Source organism: Xanthomonas sp. NCPPB 1132 (assembly GCF_056629235.1).
The window spans coordinates 4008333-4028548 of sequence record NZ_CM152819.1 but is presented as its reverse complement, the minus strand read 5'-3'; the positions used below and the strand labels follow the sequence as shown (position 1 = coordinate 4028548).

Below are 20216 nucleotides of genomic sequence, written 5' to 3'. Positions count from 1 at the left end.
CCGGGTGCCGGCAATCTGAAGTCCGGCGGGACCCGCCAAGATGGGCGGATCGGAAGAGGGGCGCACAATAGGCGCCGCTTCCCGAATCGCAACTGAACCCCGTGCCTTGACAGGGTTCACATCTCGCTCTGCGGCAATGCCGTCGCGTCTGGCTACGCGACGGCATGCTGCAGCGCCGCAATGGCTACATCACACTCAGGGGAATTGTTTGCGCTGCATCAGCATCGCGTACACCTTCACCACCGGATCGGCGTGTCCGCTCAATTGCGCCAGACGTTGGTCGCGATCCGGCCAACGCTGCGCTTGCTCGGCGAGCACGTGCAGATCGCCGAACCAGGTGTCGTGATCGCGTGCGTAGTAGGGGCCGCTCAGCAACGTGGCAAGCAGGCGCATGCCGCGGTCGCGCGCCGCGCCGGCCGGTGCATACTCGAGATAGCGCAGCAACTCGCGCAGGCGCGCGCGCTGCACGCGGCCGCTGTCGTCGCTGGCTGCGGCCTGCTGCAGCACGCCGTGGTCGAGCTGGTCGAGGAATTCCATCGATGCCTTTTCCGTGGCGGGATCGCCCGCACTGGCGGTGGGATCCAGCAATTGCGCGCGGATGTTGTAGCCGGCCTGGCGGATCAGCGAGATCGCATCGGCATCGACCGTCATCGCGGGCACCGGCGGCGCCGGCATGATGCGTTCGGCCGGCAGTTCGGCGACGAAGCGCTGCTCCAGCAGCCAATGGTTGCCGAGCAGGCTCGACGGGCAGCGCGTATGCGCCAGGTGTGCGGCGACATAGCCACGATAGGCGGCGTGCAGCCGTTCGCGCAGCGCGCTGTCGGACAGTTGCTGCAGCAACAGCGGCATGTCGCCGGCCAGGCTGAGTTCGGTGGCGGTGAAGCCGGCATCGTCGCCGCGGATGCGTTCGAACATCCGCACCAGGCTGTCGGCGAGCTGTGCCTGTCCCGCGCTGTCCAGCGGCGCACCGGCGAGCGCCATCTTCAGCGCCGGGGCGGTGTCGGTTTCGCGTTGCGCCGCGTCCACGCGAGCGGCGAGTGCACTGGCGCGTGCTGTCGGTTGTGCCGGCTGCAGTGCGCTGGCCAACGCATAGGTCGGGCTGGGATCGTCGAGATAGTCCGCATCGCAACTGCCGGCGTGCGGCGTCGGCAGCGCGGCGAACAACGCCTGCGCCTGCGCCGGTGTGGCGCGCTGCGCGGCACGCGTCTGCAGCGACAGCCGGTCCAGTCCCGCGGTGCGCGGTGCGCGCAATTCGTCGTCGCGCTCCTCGTCGACGTTGCCGACGCGGGCCAGGCCGGGCATGCGCCGTTGTGCGCGTTCGGCAAGCTCTGCAGCCTGTTGCGTCAGCCTTTGCGCGGCGGCGGTCCGATCGCCGTCGCCGCGCAAAGGCAGATCGGGGGATGTGGCGAGGCGCAGCAGCACATCGGCCTGGAAGTCGGCCGGCAGTGCCTGCGCTGCGGCCAGCACAGCGCTGGCGGGCGGCCCGGGCACGGTGCTGCCGGCGGCCGGCGTGGCGTGCATCGGCAGTGGCGTCTGCGCGCTGGTGTTGCCGGCGCGCGGATGCGTGGCGAGGGACGCGGGCGCCGCTTGTGCGCCATGCGCGGTCGCTGCGCGTTGCAGCAGCGGGACGCTCGCAGCGGCGGCCAGCAGCGCGAGAAGCAGATAACGGGGGCGGGAAAGAGAACGCATGGGAAACTCCTGAAAGCGTCGGACGGACTGCACGGCGCGGTGGCGCCGTGCAGGGCCGGGGAGCGGCGAACTCCCCGGCGCGACCATGCGATGGTCAGTTGTAGCGCGTGGTATCGCGCGGCACGTTGGCGCGGATCACGCTGAGCGGATCGTCGGTGATGATGCTGGTGAAGCCGGCGGTGACCTGCCCGCGGAAGTCCGGACGATCGTCTGCGGCCTCGTTGCCGAAGTACTTGGTGCGCGACAGGTAGTCGCTGAGCGACGCACAGCAGGTGCCGTTGCTGCGCACGTAGTGCTGGCCGTCATGGCTGCTCAGGCGGTACTCGGGCACTGGCGAGAACGCGCCGATCGCGCGCTTCTGCGCCTGGTTGTCGGCCAGCAGCTCGGCGGTCGGGTCGCCGCGGCGCGGCTGCTTGTTGCCGATCTCCAGCCAGGCGAAGCCGTTCTGGCCGCGCACCTGGTCGATCCAGGCGTTGACCCGGCAGAACGGCGTGTTGGGGCTGATCGTGCCGCACAGGCCCAGGTAGCCGCCGTCGGCGAGGTTGTCCATGTCGCCAGCGTAGACGGTCGGCGCGAACGCCACACCCTTGGTGTAGCGGGTGATGTCGCTGGGATTGCGTGCCAGCAGCGAGGCGCTGAACTTCAGCACCACCTGGTTGTCCATGCGGAACGCATGCACCTGATCGGCAGCACGCGAGACCGCGTCCAGGGTCTTCAGGTCCAGCACCACCACCATGTGATTGGCGCTGGTGACCACGGTGTTCAGCGCCGAGGCCAGCGAGGTCGGCCGGTAGTTGGTCTTGGCGAAGTTCTTGTCGCGCAGGAACGAATTGATCAGCTCATGCCCGGTGAGGGTGCGGATGTCCGGATTCCAGCCGGAGGGATTGGTCGCGTTCTGGAAGATGTAGAACGGCGGATCGTGGTCGACCACGCGGCCGGCGTTCTGGTCGTGGAACAGCCACAGCAGGCCGTCGGCGTCCTGCTTGACGTCCAGTTCGATCGCTTCGATGTTGTTGTTGTAGGTGCTGAGGATCGAGCAGGTGGAGTTCTCCGGGCAGCCGTTGCTGACCACGCCGCGGTGCGCGATCACCGCGACATCGGCGCGGTTGCCCTGGTACGGGCTCTTCATCGCGCTGAGGATGCGCTGCGGGTTCCAGTTGTTGGCGGCCGACGCCGCGCCGGACAGGGCGGCCAGCGACGCGCAGGCCAGGGCCAGGGCGAGGGCCTTGGCGGGTTTCTTGGGCAGTTTCATGTGCTCTCTTCCGTTCGGGGTTGATGGAATGAAGTGAAGCAAGCGCAGCGCACTGCAAGCGACGGACGCATGGGCGTGGTCGTCTGCAGCGCAATGCTCGAAGCGACGGGCATCGTCCTGGCGTTGCATGCCACCCGTCTGAAACTGAGCTCCTGGCGACACCCCGCGTGGGCACCGCGGGGCGTCGCCGGGATTTGGACCGAGACCGGCTACCGTGGCGTGTCCGCGCCGTGCAGGTAGCGTTGCAATGCCAACGGTTCGTCGGTTTGGATCATGCTGACGCCATGCGTGCGCAGCCCGCCCCAGACCGCGGCCGGATCGCGCAGCGCGCGCTGGTCGGTGTAGTTGGCCGACAGCCGCATCGGCCTGCCGCTGGCGATGTCGTTGGTCATGGTGTTGACGAACAGGCGCGTGTGCGGCGCCAGTTCCCGCTGCGCGATGTCCAGCACCCCCTGGTCGTCGAACATCAACTGCACCACCGCCGGCTGCAAGCTGGCGGCGCGGCGCAGGGCCTGCTCGGGCGGCAGCGTCGAGGCGCGCTGCAGGTACAGCGCCTGCACCGCGATGTCGGCCTTGCGCGCGCGCTGCAGCACCGCTGCGGGAACGTCCAGCGGCACGTTAAGCAGCACGTCGCGTTGCGCGCCGGCCGCCTCCACCGCGTCGATCACCTGATCCAGTGCCGCGGCCTTGATGTCCAGGTTCACCAGCACTTTGCCGCGCGCCGCGGCCAGGGCCTGCGCCAGCGTCGGCGGATGCCGCGCGGTGAGCGTGCTGTCGCGCCCGCCGCCCCGGCTGCGCACGCGCAAGGCGGCGATCTGCGCCGCCGTCAGATCGGCCACCGCGCCGTGCCCGTCGGTGGTGCGGTCCACGGTGTCGTCGTGCATCAGCACCAGCGCACCGTCGCGGCTTGTGCGCACGTCGATCTCGACCATGTCCACGCCGCGCGCGATGCATGCGGCGATGCCGTCCAGGGTGTTCTCGGACGCGAACGTCCAGCAGGCGCGGTGCGACACCACCAGCGCCGGTCCGTGCGGGTCGCGCAGGCGCTCGGGCAGGCTCGGTGTCGCCGCCAGGGCCAGCACCGGCAACGACAGCGCTGCGCTCATCAGCAGTCTCCGGTAGCGCATGCTCACCACCTCCAGGTCAGCGACGCGTTGTAGTTGCGGCCGAAGATCGGCCGCGCGTAGATCGCGTCGGCGGTGCCCTGGCCGGACAGCGTGTCCACGCGCGCATTGCCTTCGGTCAGGCCGAGCGCGTTGCTGACGTTGGCGGCGTGCAGCTGCAGTTCCAGGTGCTCGGTCAGCCGCGCGAACAGGCCCAGGTCGTAGGTGGTGTAGGCGGGCAGGGCGGTGGCATTGGTGTAGTCCACATAGCGCTGGCCCATGCGATAGGAGGTGGCCGACAGTTCGACCGGTCTGCCATCGATGTCGACGTACAGGGTCGGGCTGAGCGAGGCCATGAACTTGGGAATGCGCGAGATCTGCCTGCCGTCCAGGTCGCCGTAGCTCAGGCCGGTGGTCGCGTTGCTCAGGCCGCGCGTCTGCGGATCCTGCAGCGTCGCCGAGCCGGTGATGCCGAACAGCGCCGACGGCCGCCAGGTGAACTCCGATTCCAGGCCCAGCGTGCGGGTCTTGCCGACCAGTGCCAGGCTCTGCACCGCACCGCTGCCGTCGAGCACGATGGCGCTGATCGACAGATCGTTGAAGCGGCTCCAGAAGCCGACCGTGGAGAACGAGAAGGTGTCGCCGAAGCTGCCGCGCAGGCCGGCTTCGGCCTGGTCGATGTCGGTGACGTCGGCGTTCTGGGTCTGGTAGACGTTCTGCAGCCGCGGCAGGCGCTGCGACTGGGTGTAGCGGGCGAAGGTCTGCAACTGCGCGGTGAGCGCGAACTCGGCACCGAGCGTCCACTGCGTGGCGTGGCGATGATCGGTGCGCGGACTGAACGCGCCGCTGAGGCCGCCGACGTTGTCGTCGGCCAGCGTGGTCGGATCGCCGAGATTGCGCGTGGTGGTGGCATAGACGCCGCCGTTGGCGTTATAGCGGGTGTAGCGCACGCCGGCATCCAGGCCGAGGCGGCCGAAGCGCACCGAATCCCACAGGTACGGCGACAGGTAGGTGCCGTTGGCGAAACCGCTGGTGACGCCGTTGCCGTAGCGCACGAAGCCGTTCTGGGTGACCGAGCCGACCACGTTGCCGGTGGCGTCGTAGGCCAGCACGTCCAGCCGCTGCGCGTTGTTCTGCAGCGTGGTCAGCACCGTGTTCTGCAGCCGGTCCTGGCGGTACTCGAAGTGCTGCACGTCGAGGCCGGCGGTGAGCGTGTGCTGGCCCAGCGCGGTGTCGTCGAACGCCTTGCTCAGGCGCAGGTCGTCGGACAGCGTGCGCAGATGAGTGCGCGCGTTCCACAGGCCGCTCTCCAGCACCAGGCCGTCGGCTGCGGCCGGATCGTAGGCGGCACCGTTGCGGGTGGTGACGTAGCCGACCCGCGCCACCCGCGCGCCGAAGCCACTGCGTGCACGGCCGAGTTGCGTGTTGAGGTAGGCGCCGGCGTCGTAGGGTGCCGCGCCGGAGAACAGCGCGGTGTAGTCCACCTCCGCATCGACGAAGCGCATGCGGTTGTTGAGGGTCAGGCCGTCGCCCAGGTCCCATTCCAGGTGCGTGCCGAGTTGCTTGACCTTGCTGTGGATGCCGTCGGCCAGGTCCAGGTTGCGCGCCAGCGGTGTAGTGCCGTCGAAGGTCAGGGCCGTGGTGTGGCGCAGGTCGTTGGACAGCAGCGTGCCGTCCAGCGGGTCGAGCAGCGCCGACAGCGACTGCGACGGATTGCGCGGGTCGGCCAGCGGGATCGGGTTGTAGAAGGCGGTGCGGTCGTTCAAATACTTGGCGTCGACGTCGAGCACCGCATCGCCCATCAGGAAGGTCAGGTTGCCGCGTAGCTGGCCGCCCTGGTCTGCGGTGTAGCCGGCGCGGCGCAGGCCGTCGTCGCTGCGGTGGTAGCCGCCGATGCTGTACAGCACGTTCTCGCTGAGCGGGCCGGCACTGTAGGCGTCCTCGCGGCGCAGGCCGTCGCTGCCGACGGTCATGCGCACCGCGCCTTCGGGCGTGGCGGTGCCGTGGCGGGTGATGGCGTTGACCGTGCCGCCCGGCGCATTGGTCGCGAACAGCGGCGAGGTACCGCCGCGCACCACTTCCAGGCGCTCGGTCATCATGTCCAGCGCGAACAGGGTGTCGACGTTGAAGAAGCTTTCCTGCGGCTCGTCGAACAGGGTCAGGCCGTCTTCCTGGTATTGCACGTAGTACCAGCCGCCCGCCGGCAGGCCGCGCACGTAGAGGTTCTGGCCGCCACCCTGGCCGCCGGAGGGTTCGGCGGAGAAGCCGGGGACCGCCCGCAGCATGTCCACGCTGCTGCTCGGGGTGCTGCGCTCCAGGCGTTCCTTGGACACCACGCTGATCGCGAACGGCGCGTCCTTCTGCGACTGGCCCTGCGGCGTGCCGGTGACCACGATCTGGTCCAGCGTGGTGGTGGCGTCGGCCGGCGGCGCGGGCGCGTCCTCGGCGTGAACGGCAGCGGCGCTGCCGAGGATGGCCGCGAGCGCCAGTGCCAGCAGGCTCGGGTGCGGGTGAACGGTACGCATGAAGACCCCCATTAAAAGAATGTGGGGGTAATACTATTTACCATGTATGAAACTTCTATGTCCACGTGCTAGGTTGTCGCGGTCGTGCATCCATCACGCTTTGCGCCTGCCTATGCCGCATCCCGATTTCCCGCCGCGCGTCAGCGCCGGCGGCCGCCAATTGCTCGACCGTGTGTTCAAGACCGGGGTGCAGACCCAGGCAGCGCTGAGCCGCGACCTGAACCTGTCGCAGCCCACCGTGGCGCGCCTGCTGCAGGGGTTCGTGCAGGACCGCATGGTCCAGCTCAGCGCCCGTGCCGCCGAAGGCCGCGGCAATCCCAGCGTGGACGTGCGGCTGGCGCCGGACTACGCCTATGCCTTCGGCATCGGCCTGATGGGCGACGTGGTGGCGCTGGCGCTGGTGGATTTCGCCGGCAACGTGCGCGGCCAGCGCCGCATCGGCCTGGCCGACATGCGCCGCGCGCCGGTGCTGGCGCAGTTGCAGCGGTTCCGTGCCGAGTTGCTGGCCGAGAGCGGGGTGGACCCGGCGCGGGTGGTCGGCATCGGCATGGCGATCTCGGCGTTCTTCACCGGGCAGGGCCGGCAGATGGCCGGGCCGCCGGCGCTGGAGGACTGGACCCAGGTCGACCTGGTGCCGATCCTGGAAGAGGCCCTGGGCGGCGCGGTCACGCTGGAGAACGACGGCGCCGCGGCGGCGGTGGCCGAAAGCCTGTACGGGGTCGGTCGCGACTGCCGCGACTTCGTCTATCTGCACCTGACCAACGGCTTCGGCGGCGGCATCATCGCCGATGGCCGGCTGTTCCGCGGCTACCGCGGCAATGCCGGCGAGTTCGGCGGCATCTGGACCGTCGGCGGCATGGCCTATCCGAACCTGGACGCGCTGTTGTCGCTGGTGCGCGCCGCCGGCCAGGACTACGCCGGGGTCGAGCAGATGCTCGGCGCGATCGACGCGCACACGCCGGGCGTGGACACCTGGCTGGACATGGCCGAGGCACCGTTCTCGCAGCTGTGCGCCTACCTGGCCTACGCGCTGGATCCGCAGGCGATCGTGATCGGCGGGCGTCTGCCGGCCGCGATCGCGCAGCGCCTGATCGAGCGTATCCGCATCCCGCGCGCGCCCAACCGGCATGGCCTGGCGCCGCCGCTGCCGCAGTTGTGCATTGCGCGCACCGTCGGCGACGCAGTGACCCTGGGCGCGGCGTTGATGCCGCTGCAGCAGGCGTTTTTCGCCTGAGGCCTGCAGCGGCGGGCGCAGTGCGTCGCGCCGTGCTGTGGATGCTGCTGCTGGCCAGGCGCTCGCTCGCGGCGCATCGCGGCGGCGTCGACCGTGCGCCGCGGTCTCAGCCGCTGCTCGCGTTCGCCGCCAGGCCGGCGCCGAGCGGAGGCGATCGGCCGCGCCCGGTGAGCCATGCCAGCAGCAGGCACAACGCCCCGCACAGCAGCGGGCCGGCCGCCATCGCCCAGCACAGCAGCAGGCAGTGCCCGTCGCGGTAGTCCAGCGCATCCAGCAGCACGCCGATCAGCACCACCCCGGCGGCCAGCGCGACCTGCGCGGCCGCGGTCAGCGCGGCGAAGCACAGTGCGTGCTCGGCAACCGCCCGGGTCGCGGTGCATTGCGCATGCCAGGCCCACACCAGTTGCCCGCCGCTGCCGCCGATGGCGCCGATGCAGGCGGCCGCGGCCAGGCTCAGCAGTGGCTGCGCCGGCAACGCCAGCGCAAACAACGGGGCGCACAGCAGCAGCGCGCCGCCGAGCCAGGCCAGGCGTTGCGTCGGCGTGCGCTGCCGGCCCCAACGCGCGGCCAGCGGTTGCACCAGCACCGTGCCGAGCGCGTAGGCGATCAGGACCGCACTGCCCCAACCGGGCGAGAGCAGGCCGTAGGCAGCCACGTACGGGGCGAGCTTGGTGAACGCGGGCAGGGTCAATGAGACCGCCGCGATCAGCGCCAGCGGCTGCCAGGGAATCGCGCGCCAGGAGGGCGCTTGGTCGCTTGCTGCCACGGCCTGGGTGTCGGCGGGTGCCGGGTGGACGGCGACGTGGCGCAGCACGCGCTGCAACTGCCAGGCGCACAGCATCGCCACGGCCGCCAGCACCGCGCTGGCCTGCAGCGCCAGGCTGCCGCCATCGGCGCCGCGCGCCAGCACGGCGCCGACCACGCTGCTGATCAGCAGCGCCGCGGCGCCGCTGCCTGCCAGGCGCAGCGCACTGGCGCCGTCGTGGCCGCGCCAGGGCCACTGCGCCAGGCTCAGCAAGGTGTTCTGGGCCACGTCGCAGGCGGCGTAGGCCAACCGGAACAACAGGCTCACCGCCAGCACGTAGCCCAGCCGCCACGGCGGCGGCAGCAATGGGGTGGCGAACACCAGCAGCAGCGCCAGCGCCGCGGCGGCCAGGCCATGCCATTGCAGGCGCCCGGCGCTGCCCACGTCGCGCAGGCGCCGACGCAGGCCCCAGCCGGCGCCGAGGCCGATCGCCGCGCTGAGCAGCAGGCCCAACGCCAGCACCACACCGGCCGCGATCGCGCGCAGGCCGGCGTGTTCGGTCAGCGAATAGATCAGCAGCAGCTCGCCGGCGTACCACAGCAGGCTCTTGCCGAAATGCGCGCCGGCGTATGCCGCCAGGGCCGCCTGCGGCAGGCGGGGCAGGGCGGGCAGGGGCGAGGGACGCGGCATGCCCAGGCTTATAGCCGCGCGATGCGACAGCACCAAGACCGCTGCCCTGGCCGGCGGCCTCCCGACGGCCAGCGCGAGGCGCGCCCTACAGTTGCGCCGCCAGCCGGCTGCCCTGGGCGATGGCGCGCTTGGCGTCCAGTTCGGCGGCGACGTCGGCGCCGCCGATCAGGTGCGCGCTGCGGCCGGCGGCCTGCAGCGCCGCCTGCAGGTCGCGCCGCGGTTCCTGGCCGGCGCAGACCACCACGGTTCCGACCGGCAACACTTGCTCGGCGCCGTCCACGCGGATGCGCAGGCCGCTGTCGTCTACACCCAGGTATTCGACGCCGCCGAGCATGGTCACGCCCTTGGCCTTGAGCGTGGCGCGATGGATCCAGCCGGTAGTCTTGCCCAGCCGCGCGCCCGGCCGGCCCGGGCTGCGCTGCAGCAGCCATACGCTGCGCGCCGGCGGCTCCGGGCGCGGCTTGCACAGCGCGCCGCGGCCTTCGAACTGCGGGTCAACGCCCCACTCGGCCATCCAGCGCGCCGGGTCCAGCGCGGTCGATGTACCGGCGTGCACCAGGAACTCGCCGACATCGAAGCCGATGCCGCCGGCGCCGATGATCGCCACCTTGTCCGCCGCCTGCACCCGGCCCTGCAGCACGTCCAGATAGCTGACCACGCTGGGATGGTCGGCGCCGGGGAACTCCACGGTGCGCGGCACGATGCCGGTGGCCAGCACCACCTCGTCGAAGTCGGCCAGCAGCGCCGCATCGGCGGTGGTGTGCAGGCGCAACTCCACGCCGGTGGCGTCGATCTGGTGGCGGAAGTAGCGCAGCGTCTCGTGGAATTCCTCCTTGCCGGGAATCCGCTTGGCCACGTTGAACTGGCCGCCGATCTCGCTGGCGCTGTCGAACAGGGTGACGCGGTGGCCGCGTTGCGCGGCCACGGTGGCGCAGGCCAGGCCGGCCGGGCCGGCGCCGACCACGGCGATACGCTTGGGCGCGCGGGTCGGCAGGTAGTTCAGTTCGGTCTCGGCGGCCGCGCGCGGATTGACCAGGCAACTTGCGGTCTTGTTCTCGAACACGTGGTCCAGGCAGGCCTGGTTGCAGGCGATGCAGGTGTTGATCGCCTGCGCCTGGCCGCGCTGCGCCTTGTTCGCCCATTCCGGGTCGGCCAGCAGCGGCCGCGCCAGCGACACCATGTCGGCGCCGCCGCCGGCGAGGATGCGCTCGGCCACGTCGGGCATGTTGATGCGGTTGGTGGCGATCAGCGGCAGCCGCACGTGCGGCTTGAGCTTGGCGGTCACCGCGGCGAACGCCGCGCGCGGCACCGAGGTGGCGATGGTGGGCACGCGTGCTTCATGCCAGCCGATGCCGGAGTTGATGAGGGTCGCGCCGGCGGCCTCGATCGCCTGCGCCTGCAGCACGATCTCCTGCCAGTCGCTGCCGTCCTCGACCAGGTCCACCAGCGACAGCCGATAGACGATGATGAAGTCCGGCCCGCAGGCGGCACGGATGCGGCGCACGATCTCCACCGCGAAGCGCATGCGCTTGGCGGCGTCGCCGCCCCAGGCGTCATTGCGGCGGTTGCTGCGCGGAGCGATGAACTCGTTGATCAGATAGCCTTCCGAGCCCATCACTTCGACGCCGTCGTAGCCGGCCTCGCGCGCCAGCTTGGCGGCATGGGCGTAGGCATCGATCTGGCGTTCGACGCCGCGCGCCGACAGCGCACGCGGGGTGAACGGGTTGATCGGCGCCTTCAGTTTCGACGGCGCCACCGACAAGGGGTGGTAGGCGTAGCGTCCGGCGTGCAGCAGTTGCAGGCAGATCTTGGCGCCATGCGCGTGCACCGCGGCGGTGACCTGCCGGTGAGGGCGCACCTCCCACGGCCACGACAGCTTGCCGCCGAACGGTTTCAGCCAGCCGACCACGTTCGGGGCGAAGCCGCCGGTGACGATCAGGCCGACGCCGCCGGCGGCGCGCTCGGCGAAGTACGCGGCCAGTTTGGGGAAGTCGCGGGCACGGTCTTCCAGGCCGGTGTGCATGGAGCCCATCAGGATGCGGTTGCGCAGCTGAGTGAAGCCCAGGTCCAGCGGGGCGAACAGGTGCGGGTAGGCGGTGGGGGTGGGGTCGGGCTGGCCGGGGGCGGGCGACATGGCGTGGATACGCAGGCGTACGGAAGGGCGCAGGGTGCCGTGAAACCTGGCTGGCGGCAAGAGGGGCGTTGCCTTGAGCCGCCTTTACATCCTTCCGGGATTTTGAAGCATGACGCTTGGAAGCAAGAGCAACAGCTTCCGCTGACGCGGGTTACTTTTCTTTGCTTGTGCAAAGAAAAGTAACCAAAAGAAAGCACACCCCGCAGCGCGCCCTCCGCGCTATCGCACTCCGGGTCCGCAGCCACGACGGGCATTTTCCGACGGCACATCCATGTGCCGGCGGAAAACGACGCGCATCCTGCGCGTCGCCCTTCGGGTATTCGCCCGCCATGTCTGCCGCGCCGAGGGGACCCGGTAGATCAAGAGAACGGCAAAGGCAGAAGCACAGCAACAGCAACAGCAGGAGCGGTTGCGGTCAGTGGGGCAGCCAACCATCGCCACGTGCACGAAGCAGAGCCGTCGCATCAATGTTCCGATCGCTGCGCCACTCAGCCCCAGCCGACCAGGGCCAGTTTGCCGATGGTGCTGCCCGACTCCAGGCGCCGGTGCGCCTCGCGCAGGGTGATGGCGTTGATCGGGCTCAGTGTCTCGGTCAGGGTGGTGCGCAGTTCGCCCGCGTCCACCAGGCTGGCGGTGCGCGCCAGGATGCGGTGCTGTTCGATCATGTCGTCGGTGCGGAACCGGGCGCGCGCGAACATCATTTCCCAGTGGATGCCGATGCACTTGGCCTTGTACGGGTCGCCGATGTGCAGCGGACCGCTCGGTTCGACGATCAGGCCGACGTGGCCCTGCGGCGCCAGCAGCTCGCCCAGCGCCTGCCAGTAGCGGTCTGTGTCGGCCAGGTTCAGCGCCGCGTCCACCTTGTCGATGCCCAGCGCCTGCAATTGCGGCGCCAGCTCCTGGCGATGGTCGATCACGTGGTGCGCGCCGAGTTGCAGGCACCAGTCGCGGGTCTGCGGGCGCGAGGCCGTGGCGATCACCTCGAAGCCGGCATGCCGCGCCAACTGGATCGCGATCGAGCCGACCCCGCCGGCGCCGCCGATCACCAGCAGGCGGCGGCCGCGGTTGCGCGCGTCGTCGAAGTCGAACGGCATGCGCTGGAACAGCAACTCCCAGGCGGTCAGCGTGGTCAGCGGCAGCGCCGCGGCCTGGGCGAAGTCCAGGGTGGCCGGCTTGCGCGCGACGATGCGCGCATCCACCAGTTGGTACTGCGCGTTGCTGCCGGCACGGGTGATGTCGCCGGCGTAGTAGACCTCGTCGCCCGGCTCGAAGCCGTCGACCTCGGGCCCGACCGCCTCGACCACGCCGGCGGCGTCGTAGCCCAGCACCTTGGGCTGTCCGTCGCTCGCGCCCTTGGCGCGGACCTTGGTGTCCACCGGATTGACCGACACCGCTTCGACCCGCACCAGCAGGTCGTGGCCGCCGGGCGCGGGGGGCGTCGGCAGGTCGAGGTCGTGCAGCGACTGCGGATCGTCGATCGGCAGGGGATGGAGGGTGGCGACCGCTTTCATGGAGGCTCCTGGAGGTGAGGGAAAGGAGGGCACGGCCGCGGCTCAGACCGGCCGCGGGTTGCGCTCGGCGAAGCCGCGCTGGTGCCAGGACGGATACGCCGGCACCGCGGCGCTGGCTGCATCCAGTTGTTGCAGGTGGGCGGCATCGAGGGTCCAGCCGACCGCCCCCAGATTCTGCCGCAACTGCTCCTCGGTCCGTGCGCCGATGATCACGCTGCTGACCGTTGGCCGCTGCAGCAGCCAGTTCAGCGCGATCTGCGGCACGCTTTTGCCGGTCTCCGCGGCGATCGCCTCCAGCGTGTCGAGGACGCGGTACAGGCGCTCGTCCTCCACCGGCGGGCCGGCCTCGGTGACCGCCTTGTCGTGCAGGCGGCTGCTGTCCGGCAGCGGCTGGCCGCGACGCAGCTTGCCGGTCAGCCGGCCCCAGCCCAGCGGGCTCCACACCAGCGCACCCACGCCCTGGTCCAGGCCCAGCGGCATCAGTTCTTCCTCGTAGTCGCGGCCGATCAGCGAGTAGTAGGCCTGGTGCGCGACATAGCGCGACCAGCCGTGGCGGTCGGCCACCGCCAGCGACTTCATCAACTGCCAGCCGGAGAAGTTGGACACGCCGAGGTAGCGGATCTTGCCGGCACGCACCAGGTCGTCGAGCGTGGACAGGGTTTCCTCCACCGGCGTGTGCGCGTCGAAGCCGTGCAACTGGAACAGGTCGAGATAGTCGGTGCCCAGGCGGGTCAGCGCCGCCTCCACTGCGCGGATCAAATGGAAGCGCGAGGAACCGACGCTGTTGGGCGACGTGCGGTCGAAGCGAAAGCCGGCCTTGGTCGAGAGCAGCACCTGGTCGCGGCGGCCCTTGATCGCCGCGCCCAGCACCGATTCGGCGGCGCCGCCGGAGTAAACGTCGGCGCTGTCGAACAGGGTGACGCCGGCTTCCAGGCAGATGTCGATCAGGCGCCGCGCCTGGTCCACGTCCGAATTGCCCCAGGTGGCGAAGAACGGATCGGTGCCGGCGAAGGTGCCGGTGCCGAAGCTGAGCACGGGAACCTTGAAGCCGGATGCGCCGAGATGACGGTATTCCATGGAGAACTCCTGATGGCGAAGGGGGAAAGTGGGGAGAGAGAAGGCGTCAGCGCGCCGCGGCGTCGGTGTCGACGGCGTCGGTCGCAGCGGAGGTGGAATCGGCTGCGGTGGCGCCGAGCAATTGCGCGGCGGCCTCGGCCATGGCCGTGTAACCTGCATCGCCGGGATGCAGGTGATCGCCCGAGTCGAAATCCGCACGCATCCGCGTGGGATGCGCGGGGTCGCGCAGCAGCGCATCGAGATCCAGGATCGCGTCGAAACCGTTGCCGGCGCGCAGCCAGGCGTTGACCTGCTGGCGCACGGCCTCCTTCTGCGGGCTGTAGTAGCCGGGGATCGGCGAGTCCGGCAGCGCGCCCTCGAACGGGGTCAAGGTGGCGCCGATCACCCGCAGACCGCGCGCCTGCGCGCGCTGCAGCAATTGCCGGTAGCCGGCGATCAGATCCTCGGCCGGCACCGGCGCATCGTCCGGCGCGAACGGCGTGCCGTACCAACTGACGTCGTTGATGCCCATCAGCAGGATCACGGTGTGCACGCCGGGCTGCGCCAGCACGTCGCGGTCCAGCCGCGCCAGCGCGTTCTGGCCCATGCGGTCGCGCAGCACGCGCCCGCCGGAGATGCCGGCGTTGAGCACTGCCCACCGCTGCGCGGCGAGCCGCGTAGCCAGCTGGTCCGGCCAGCGCCGGTCCTGTCCCGGCGTCGAGGCGGCCCCGTCGGTGATCGAATCGCCCAGCGCCACCACCGCGCCGGCGGCATCGGCACGGCGCACCTGGATGCCGCTGACGAACAGCCGCACCGGCAGCGCGCTGGCGCCGGCCAGCGTGTCGTCGGCGGTGCGCTCGCCCTCGGCCAGCCAGGCGCTCTGCAGGCCCTCCCAGTGGAAGGTGGACGGCGCGGTCGGCTGCGGCAGGTACAGGCTGATGCTGAGCCGGGCCAGGTCCGGCACGCTCAGCGCCACCGGGTCGCTGAGCACCGGCGCGCCCGGCGGCACGGTCACCTCGGTCCTGCCGCCGAAGCGCAGCGGCCGCTGCGAGCCCGGCAGGATCGCCGCGCCGTCGCCGTCGCCGTCGCCGGCCAGCGCCAGCGACGCGGCGCCGATGTGCAGCGGCGCATCGCCATAGGCGTTGCTCAGTTCCACCCGCACCTCGCTGCCGCCCAGGCTCACCCGCGCCACCTGGCGCACGGTCTGCCGCCACAGGTGGAACGGCGTCTGCGTCGGGAACGGGAAGTCCGCGCTCCACAGCGGCTGCGGGCTGGCCTGCCAGGTCGCGATCCAGTCGCGCGGCGCCGCATCCGCCATGATCGCCGTGCCCAGCAGCGCCGCCGCCAGCGCGGCCGTCGCCATCGGCCGGCTCATGCCGCACCGCCGGCGGCGCAACCCGCGCCGTGATTGGCGGCAGGTGTGGCGGTGGCCGGCGACAGCCGCAGCGCGCCCAGCGCCACCGCCAGTCCGGCCAGGGTCAGCAGTGCCGCCACCCAGGGCAGTTGCGACAGGTTGCCGCCATGGCCGAGCACCAGGCCGCCGAACCAGGCGCCCAGTGCATTGCCCAGGTTGAACGCACCGATGTTCAGGCTCGAGGCCAGATGCCGGCCGGCCTCGCCGGCCTTGCCCAGCACCCACACCTGCAGCGGCGCCACCGTGGCGAACGCGGCCACGCCCAGCAGACCGATGCCCAACGCCATCGCCGGCGCCGAGGGCAGGGCGAGGGTCAGCGCCGCCAGCACCACCGCCAGCACGCCCAGGCTCAGCGGCAGCGCCTGCCGCGGGCGGCGGTCGGCCAGGCGTCCGCCGAGCACGTTGCCGACGATCATGCCCACGTCGAACACCAGCAGCAGCGGCGACACCGCACTGTCGGCCACCCCGGTGACCTGGGTCAGCAGCGGCTGCACATAGGTGTACACGGCGAACACGCCGGCATAGCCCAGCACCGTCGTCGCCAGGCCGAGCAGCACGGGCGCGCGGCCGACCGCGCGCAGTTCCTCGCGCAGCGGCACGGTCGCCGGTGCGGCGCGATCGGCCGGCACCAGCGCGGCGATCACCACGGTGGCCAGCGCGCCGATCCCCGCCACCGCCCAGAACGTGGCACGCCAGCCGTCATGCAGGCCCAGCCAGGCGCCGGCCGGCACCCCGAGCAGGGTGGCGACGGTGAGGCCGGTGAACATGGTCGAGATCGCCGAGGCCTTGCGCTGCGGCGGCACCAGGGTGGTGGCGACCACCGCGCCGACGCCGAAGAAGGTGCCGTGCGCCAGCGAGGTCACCACCCGCGCCGCCATCAGCGCCGCGTAGTTCGGCGCCAGCGCGCAGGCCAGGTTGCCGGCGGTGAACACCAGCATCAGCGCCAGCAGCACGCGCTTGCGCGGCCAGCGCCGGCTGGCCACGGTCAGCAGCGGCGCGCCGAGGAACACGCCCAGCGCATAGCCGGAGATCAGCAGCCCGGCGGCCGGAACGCTGACCCGCAGGTCGGCGGCGACCTGCAGCAGCAGGCCCATGATCACGAACTCGGTGGTGCCGATGCCGAAGGCGCCGGCGGTCAGCGCGTACAGCGCGAGCGGCGTGCGCCCTGCAGCGGGTTGCTGGGGAGATGGAGCGAGCGAGGCGGCCATGCGGCGGCTCCGGAAGTGGCGGGAGGACGGCAGCCTAGGCCTGCATGTCTTCAGCAAAAACAGTAAAAATATTGAACGACTTTCAATGGAATCCACATAATGGACCGGATCGGCGACATCGCCCTGTTCCTGCGCGTGCTCGACCTCGGCTCGATCAGCGCCGCCGCGCGTAGCCTGGACCTGTCGGTGGCGGTGGCCAGCCAGCGGCTGCAGCGGCTGGAACGCGCGCTCGGCGTGCGTCTGCTCCACCGGACCACGCGGCGCCTGCACCCGACCCCGGAAGGCCTGCAACTGGCCGAGCAGGGGCGGCCGCTGGTCGAGGACCTGGAATCGCTGGCCGGCGGTCTGCGCCAGGCCGGCGCCAGCGCCGCCGGCACCCTGCGGGTGACGATGTCGGCCGCGTTCGGGCGCCTGTATGTCTCGCCCGTGCTGCCACGCTTCATGGCCCTGCATCCGCAGGTGCGGCTGAGCGTGCACCTGAGCGACAACGTCGTGGACCTGGTCAGCGAAGGGTTCGATCTGGCGATCCGCATCGGCACCCTGCGCGACTCCAGCCTGGTCGCGCGGCGCCTGGCCGGCAATCGACGCATGCTCTGCGCCTCGCCCGACTACCTGCGCCGCCACGGCACCCCGGCCACGCCGGCCGACCTGGCCGCGCACGCCTGCCTGCTGCTGACCGGCAGCGACGGCCGCCAGGACACCTGGCGGCTGCAGGGACCCGACGGCGAGATCGCGGTGCGCGTGGCAGGGCCGCTGGAGACCAACTTCGGCGAGGTGCTGCGCGATGCCGCGGTCAACGGCCAGGGCATCGCCCTGCATTCGGAATGGCACGTGGCCGAGGACCTGCGGCAGGGACGGCTGTGCCAGGTGCTGGCCGACTACCCGCTGACCGAGACCGGCATCTACGCGGTGATGCCGCAGCGGCGGCTGGTGCCGCCACGGGTGCGCGCCTTCGTCGAGTTCATGCAGGCGGAGTTGGCAGACCCGCCGCCGTGGGCGCGGCCGGGGTGAGACCTGGGTCGCCCTGCGAGTCCTTGTCTACGACCGCAAACGGTCACGCGCCTGGCGCATTGCGGGATTTCATCAAGCTGTATAGGGTGTATCCACGGCCTGGCAGCGGCTGGCGTTGACTTTCACATGTTACGTGCTCGTTAACGCCATCTTCACTATGCCGCGCATAATGTGCGCGGCGATGGCGTGCGGAAACGGCCGTCTGGATGTGACGAGACATCTGTACAGAACCATGCCTCTACCGGTTTCTATCTCCCCGAAACAAGGAGTTGTATTAATGAACAAGAAAATTCTCACCGCCGCGTTGCTGGGCGGTCTGGCCGTCGCCCAGGCAGCGTCCGCGCAGGAATTCGACGACCGCTGGTACCTGACCGGTTCGGCTGGTTTCAACTTCCAGGACAAGGACCGCACCACCAACGATGCGCCCTTCGTCACCCTGGGCCTGGGCAAGTTCATCAACCCGAACTGGTCGCTGGACGGTGAGCTGAACTATCAGAACCCGAACTTCGACAAGAACCAGGACCTGAACTGGAGCCAGTACGGCATCTCGTTCGACCTGCGTCGTCACTTCATCCAGGAAGGCCGCGGCTGGAACCCGTACCTGCTGTTCGGCCTGGGCTACCAGCGCTCGGAAGAAGAGTTCGACACCGGCGGTCCGGTCTCCCCGGGCCAGCGCAAGGACGGCAACTTTGCCGCCAAGGCCGGCGTCGGTCTGCAGACCACCTTCGACAAGCGCGTTGCCGTGCGTGCCGAAGTGGCCTACCGCGCTGACTTCGACGACAAGAGCGTTGCCGCTCCGTCCGAGAACTGGTTCGGCGACGTGCTGGCTTCGGTCGGCGTCGTGATCCCGCTGGGCCCGCCGCCGGCTGCCCCGGTCGCCCCGCCGCCGCCGCCGGCCGCTGCGCCGAGCTGCGCCGATCTGGACGACGACGGTGACGGCGTCAACAACTGCGACGACAAGTGCCCGAACTCCCAGCCTGGCCAGACCATCGGTCCGGACGGCTGCCCGGTGCCGGTGTCGATCGACCTGAAGGGCGTCAACTTCGACTTCAACAAGGCGAACCTGCGTCCGGACGCCGTGGCGATCCTGGGCGAGGCCACCGAGATCCTGAAGCGTTACCCCGACCTGCGCGTCGAGGTTGCCGGTCACACCGACTCGAAGGGTACCGAAGCCTACAACCAGAAGCTGTCCGAGCGCCGCGCCCGCGTCGTGTACGACTACCTGGTGAAGAACGGCGTGGACGCTTCGCGTCTGGTCGGTCCGATCGGCTACGGCGAGAGCCGTCCGATTGCCCCGAACACCAACCCGGATGGTTCGGACAATCCGGAAGGCCGCGCCAAGAACCGTCGTACCGAGCTGAACGTCCAGAACTAATCGGACGCTTCCAGTCTCAAGCAAAGCCCGGCCTCGCGCCGGGCTTTGTTTTTGTGGGGTGGGGATGTATGTCGGTGTCGTTGTAGGAGTCAACTGTCATGCACCTGCGATGACAGGAGGAGCGTACGGGGCCTGATCGCGCGCGATGGCATTGAGCCAGCGCAGGAACTTGTGCATGCAGGCGACGATGGCGACCTTGGCCGGTTTGCCGCCTGCGCGCAGGCGCGCGTAAGTGTTGGCCAAGGGGGATTTGGCGCGGATGCTGGCCCAGGTGGCCATGTACAGCACGCGCCGCACGTCGGCACGTCCGCCTTTGATGCGGCGCTGGCCTTTCCAGCAACCGCTGTCGTGATTGAACGGGGCCAGCCCGACCATGGCAGCGAGCTTGCGTGGCGGCAGCGTGCCCAGCTCTGGCAGCCGCGCGGCCAGAACCGCGCGCAGGATCGTCCCGAGCCCAGGCACCTTGGGTAGGCTCGAGCAGGTCTTGCCCTGCTGCTCGATCTCCTGCGTCAATGTCTGGATCTGCTGGTTCAGCAGGGCGATCACCTCTCGGCAGCGGTGTTGCACCTTGGCGCTGGTGATGTGCTCCAGGCGCCGCCGATGGGCATCACGCTGGCTCACCAGGGTGGCACGCAGGTCCAGCAGTTCGCGAAGAGACTGCTGATGCTCGGGCGCCACGGGCGTGGGCATGGTCGGGATGTGCTGGGCGGCGATGGCCAGCAGGCGCGCGTCCAGGGCATCGGTCTTGGCATGCAGGCCCAAGGCCTGGGCGAGCTTGCGCGGACGATCGGCGGCCATCCGCACTGCCGGCAGGTTTGCCTCTCGGAGCACCTGCAGCACGGCATGTTCGTAGCCGCCACTGGCTTCCAGCACGATCCGCTCGCAGCCCAGCTCGGCAAGGCGCTGGGCCAGCGCACGCTGCCCCTGTGGCGTATTGGGTTGGGTCCAGGCCTGCTCGTCCGGCAGGACATGAATGACCAGTTCGGCCTTGGATACATCGATCCCGACATAGCGCCGCATAGACGTTCTCCGCAGTAGACTCAGGGACGAGAGCGCTCCTGCCGATGCCCATGCTTGTGGAGTTCGAGCTCGTCACTCGGGCAACTGTTCGGGCTTGTCAGGCAGGAGAACCGGAGTGCGGCGGCGCTGACTCCTACTCGTGCTTGCTGGCACTGCGGCTAAACGGCCTGCCGCACTCCGCTCTCACCTGCAACGATAGACCCTTATTTGACACAAGCGGCTTCAGCCGCGACAGACGTCCCGGAAATG

The 20216-nt window shown here is 70.1% G+C and carries 14 protein-coding genes; 3 read left to right on the top strand and 11 right to left on the bottom strand.

What is annotated here, in order from left to right:
* Nucleotides 1-195: 195 nt before the first annotated feature.
* From AC1G9L_RS17290 to AC1G9L_RS17275, 4 genes are all read right to left on the bottom strand, one after another.
* Nucleotides 196-1689: a hypothetical protein gene (locus tag AC1G9L_RS17290; RefSeq protein WP_481069587.1), complete on the bottom strand. Its 1494-nt coding sequence runs from the start codon at nt 1687-1689 to the stop codon at nt 196-198.
* 94 nt (nt 1690-1783) lie between these two features.
* Nucleotides 1784-2941 (bottom strand): glycerophosphodiester phosphodiesterase family protein, encoded by a 1158-nt coding sequence (locus AC1G9L_RS17285; protein WP_019799722.1) that lies wholly within the window; start codon nt 2939-2941, stop codon nt 1784-1786.
* Between the two features lie 209 nt (nt 2942-3150).
* On the bottom strand, nt 3151-4047 hold the full coding sequence (locus AC1G9L_RS17280) for a glycerophosphodiester phosphodiesterase family protein (protein WP_481069586.1): 897 nt from the start codon (nt 4045-4047) through the stop codon (nt 3151-3153).
* A 23-nt stretch (nt 4048-4070) separates the two neighbouring features.
* Nucleotides 4071-6569, bottom strand: coding sequence for a TonB-dependent receptor (locus tag AC1G9L_RS17275; protein ID WP_481069585.1), 2499 nt, complete (start codon nt 6567-6569; stop codon nt 4071-4073).
* 112 nt (nt 6570-6681) lie between these two features.
* Between AC1G9L_RS17275 and AC1G9L_RS17270 the strand changes: the two genes are divergently transcribed.
* A complete protein-coding gene (locus tag AC1G9L_RS17270; RefSeq protein ID WP_019800918.1) occupies nt 6682-7803 on the top strand; it encodes an ROK family protein in 1122 nt (373 codons plus the stop codon).
* Nucleotides 7804-7909: 106 nt separating this feature from the next.
* Here AC1G9L_RS17270 and AC1G9L_RS17265 read toward each other — a convergent pair whose 3' ends face one another.
* The 6 genes from AC1G9L_RS17265 to AC1G9L_RS17240 all read right to left on the bottom strand — a co-directional run bounded on the left by AC1G9L_RS17265 (nt 7910) and on the right by AC1G9L_RS17240 (nt 16561).
* On the bottom strand, nt 7910-9238 hold the full coding sequence (locus AC1G9L_RS17265) for an MFS transporter (RefSeq protein ID WP_481069584.1): 1329 nt from the start codon (nt 9236-9238) through the stop codon (nt 7910-7912).
* 85 nt (nt 9239-9323) lie between these two features.
* Nucleotides 9324-11372: an oxidoreductase gene (locus tag AC1G9L_RS17260; RefSeq protein WP_481069583.1), complete on the bottom strand. Its 2049-nt coding sequence runs from the start codon at nt 11370-11372 to the stop codon at nt 9324-9326.
* 488 nt (nt 11373-11860) lie between these two features.
* Nucleotides 11861-12883, bottom strand: coding sequence for a zinc-binding alcohol dehydrogenase family protein (locus AC1G9L_RS17255; RefSeq protein WP_019802133.1), 1023 nt, complete (start codon nt 12881-12883; stop codon nt 11861-11863).
* 42 nt (nt 12884-12925) lie between these two features.
* A complete protein-coding gene (locus AC1G9L_RS17250; protein ID WP_019802132.1) occupies nt 12926-13960 on the bottom strand; it encodes an aldo/keto reductase in 1035 nt (344 codons plus the stop codon).
* 46 nt (nt 13961-14006) lie between these two features.
* Complete coding sequence (locus AC1G9L_RS17245; RefSeq protein ID WP_481069582.1) at nt 14007-15314, bottom strand: SGNH/GDSL hydrolase family protein; 1308 nt, start codon at nt 15312-15314, stop codon at nt 14007-14009.
* Nucleotides 15311-16561 (bottom strand): MFS transporter, encoded by a 1251-nt coding sequence (locus AC1G9L_RS17240; protein ID WP_481069581.1) that lies wholly within the window; start codon nt 16559-16561, stop codon nt 15311-15313. The genes AC1G9L_RS17245 and AC1G9L_RS17240 overlap by 4 nt, the downstream gene beginning before the upstream one ends.
* A gap of 99 nt (nt 16562-16660) precedes the next feature.
* On the opposite strand from AC1G9L_RS17240, the gene AC1G9L_RS17235 reads away from it, so the two are divergent.
* Together AC1G9L_RS17235 and AC1G9L_RS17230 are read left to right on the top strand one after the other, a co-directional pair.
* Nucleotides 16661-17572, top strand: coding sequence for a LysR family transcriptional regulator (locus AC1G9L_RS17235; protein WP_371181068.1), 912 nt, complete (start codon nt 16661-16663; stop codon nt 17570-17572).
* 277 nt (nt 17573-17849) lie between these two features.
* A complete protein-coding gene (locus AC1G9L_RS17230; RefSeq protein ID WP_481069580.1) occupies nt 17850-18947 on the top strand; it encodes an OmpA family protein in 1098 nt (365 codons plus the stop codon).
* Between the two features lie 96 nt (nt 18948-19043).
* On the opposite strand, the gene AC1G9L_RS17225 is transcribed toward AC1G9L_RS17230, so the two are convergent.
* Nucleotides 19044-19967 carry an IS110 family transposase gene (locus AC1G9L_RS17225; RefSeq protein ID WP_481069579.1) on the bottom strand — a complete coding sequence of 308 codons (924 nt, stop codon included), beginning with the start codon at nt 19965-19967 and terminating at the stop codon, nt 19044-19046.
* Nucleotides 19968-20216 lie beyond the last annotated feature (249 nt).

Bases quoted from the DNA above. Each gene is read 5' to 3' on its own strand.
- AC1G9L_RS17290 (WP_481069587.1), bottom strand. From the start codon at position 1,689: ATGCGTTCTCTTTCCCGCCCCCGTTATCTGCTTCTCGCGCTGCTGGCC.
- AC1G9L_RS17285 (WP_019799722.1), bottom strand. From the start codon at position 2,941: ATGAAACTGCCCAAGAAACCCGCCAAGGCCCTCGCCCTGGCCCTGGCC.
- AC1G9L_RS17280 (WP_481069586.1), bottom strand. From the start codon at position 4,047: ATGAGCGCAGCGCTGTCGTTGCCGGTGCTGGCCCTGGCGGCGACACCG.
- AC1G9L_RS17275 (WP_481069585.1), bottom strand. From the start codon at position 6,569: ATGCGTACCGTTCACCCGCACCCGAGCCTGCTGGCACTGGCGCTCGCG.
- AC1G9L_RS17270 (WP_019800918.1), top strand. From the start codon at position 6,682: ATGCCGCATCCCGATTTCCCGCCGCGCGTCAGCGCCGGCGGCCGCCAA.
- AC1G9L_RS17265 (WP_481069584.1), bottom strand. From the start codon at position 9,238: ATGCCGCGTCCCTCGCCCCTGCCCGCCCTGCCCCGCCTGCCGCAGGCG.
- AC1G9L_RS17260 (WP_481069583.1), bottom strand. From the start codon at position 11,372: ATGTCGCCCGCCCCCGGCCAGCCCGACCCCACCCCCACCGCCTACCCG.
- AC1G9L_RS17255 (WP_019802133.1), bottom strand. From the start codon at position 12,883: ATGAAAGCGGTCGCCACCCTCCATCCCCTGCCGATCGACGATCCGCAG.
- AC1G9L_RS17250 (WP_019802132.1), bottom strand. From the start codon at position 13,960: ATGGAATACCGTCATCTCGGCGCATCCGGCTTCAAGGTTCCCGTGCTC.
- AC1G9L_RS17245 (WP_481069582.1), bottom strand. From the start codon at position 15,314: ATGAGCCGGCCGATGGCGACGGCCGCGCTGGCGGCGGCGCTGCTGGGC.
- AC1G9L_RS17240 (WP_481069581.1), bottom strand. From the start codon at position 16,561: ATGGCCGCCTCGCTCGCTCCATCTCCCCAGCAACCCGCTGCAGGGCGC.
- AC1G9L_RS17235 (WP_371181068.1), top strand. From the start codon at position 16,661: ATGGACCGGATCGGCGACATCGCCCTGTTCCTGCGCGTGCTCGACCTC.
- AC1G9L_RS17230 (WP_481069580.1), top strand. From the start codon at position 17,850: ATGAACAAGAAAATTCTCACCGCCGCGTTGCTGGGCGGTCTGGCCGTC.
- AC1G9L_RS17225 (WP_481069579.1), bottom strand. From the start codon at position 19,967: ATGCGGCGCTATGTCGGGATCGATGTATCCAAGGCCGAACTGGTCATT.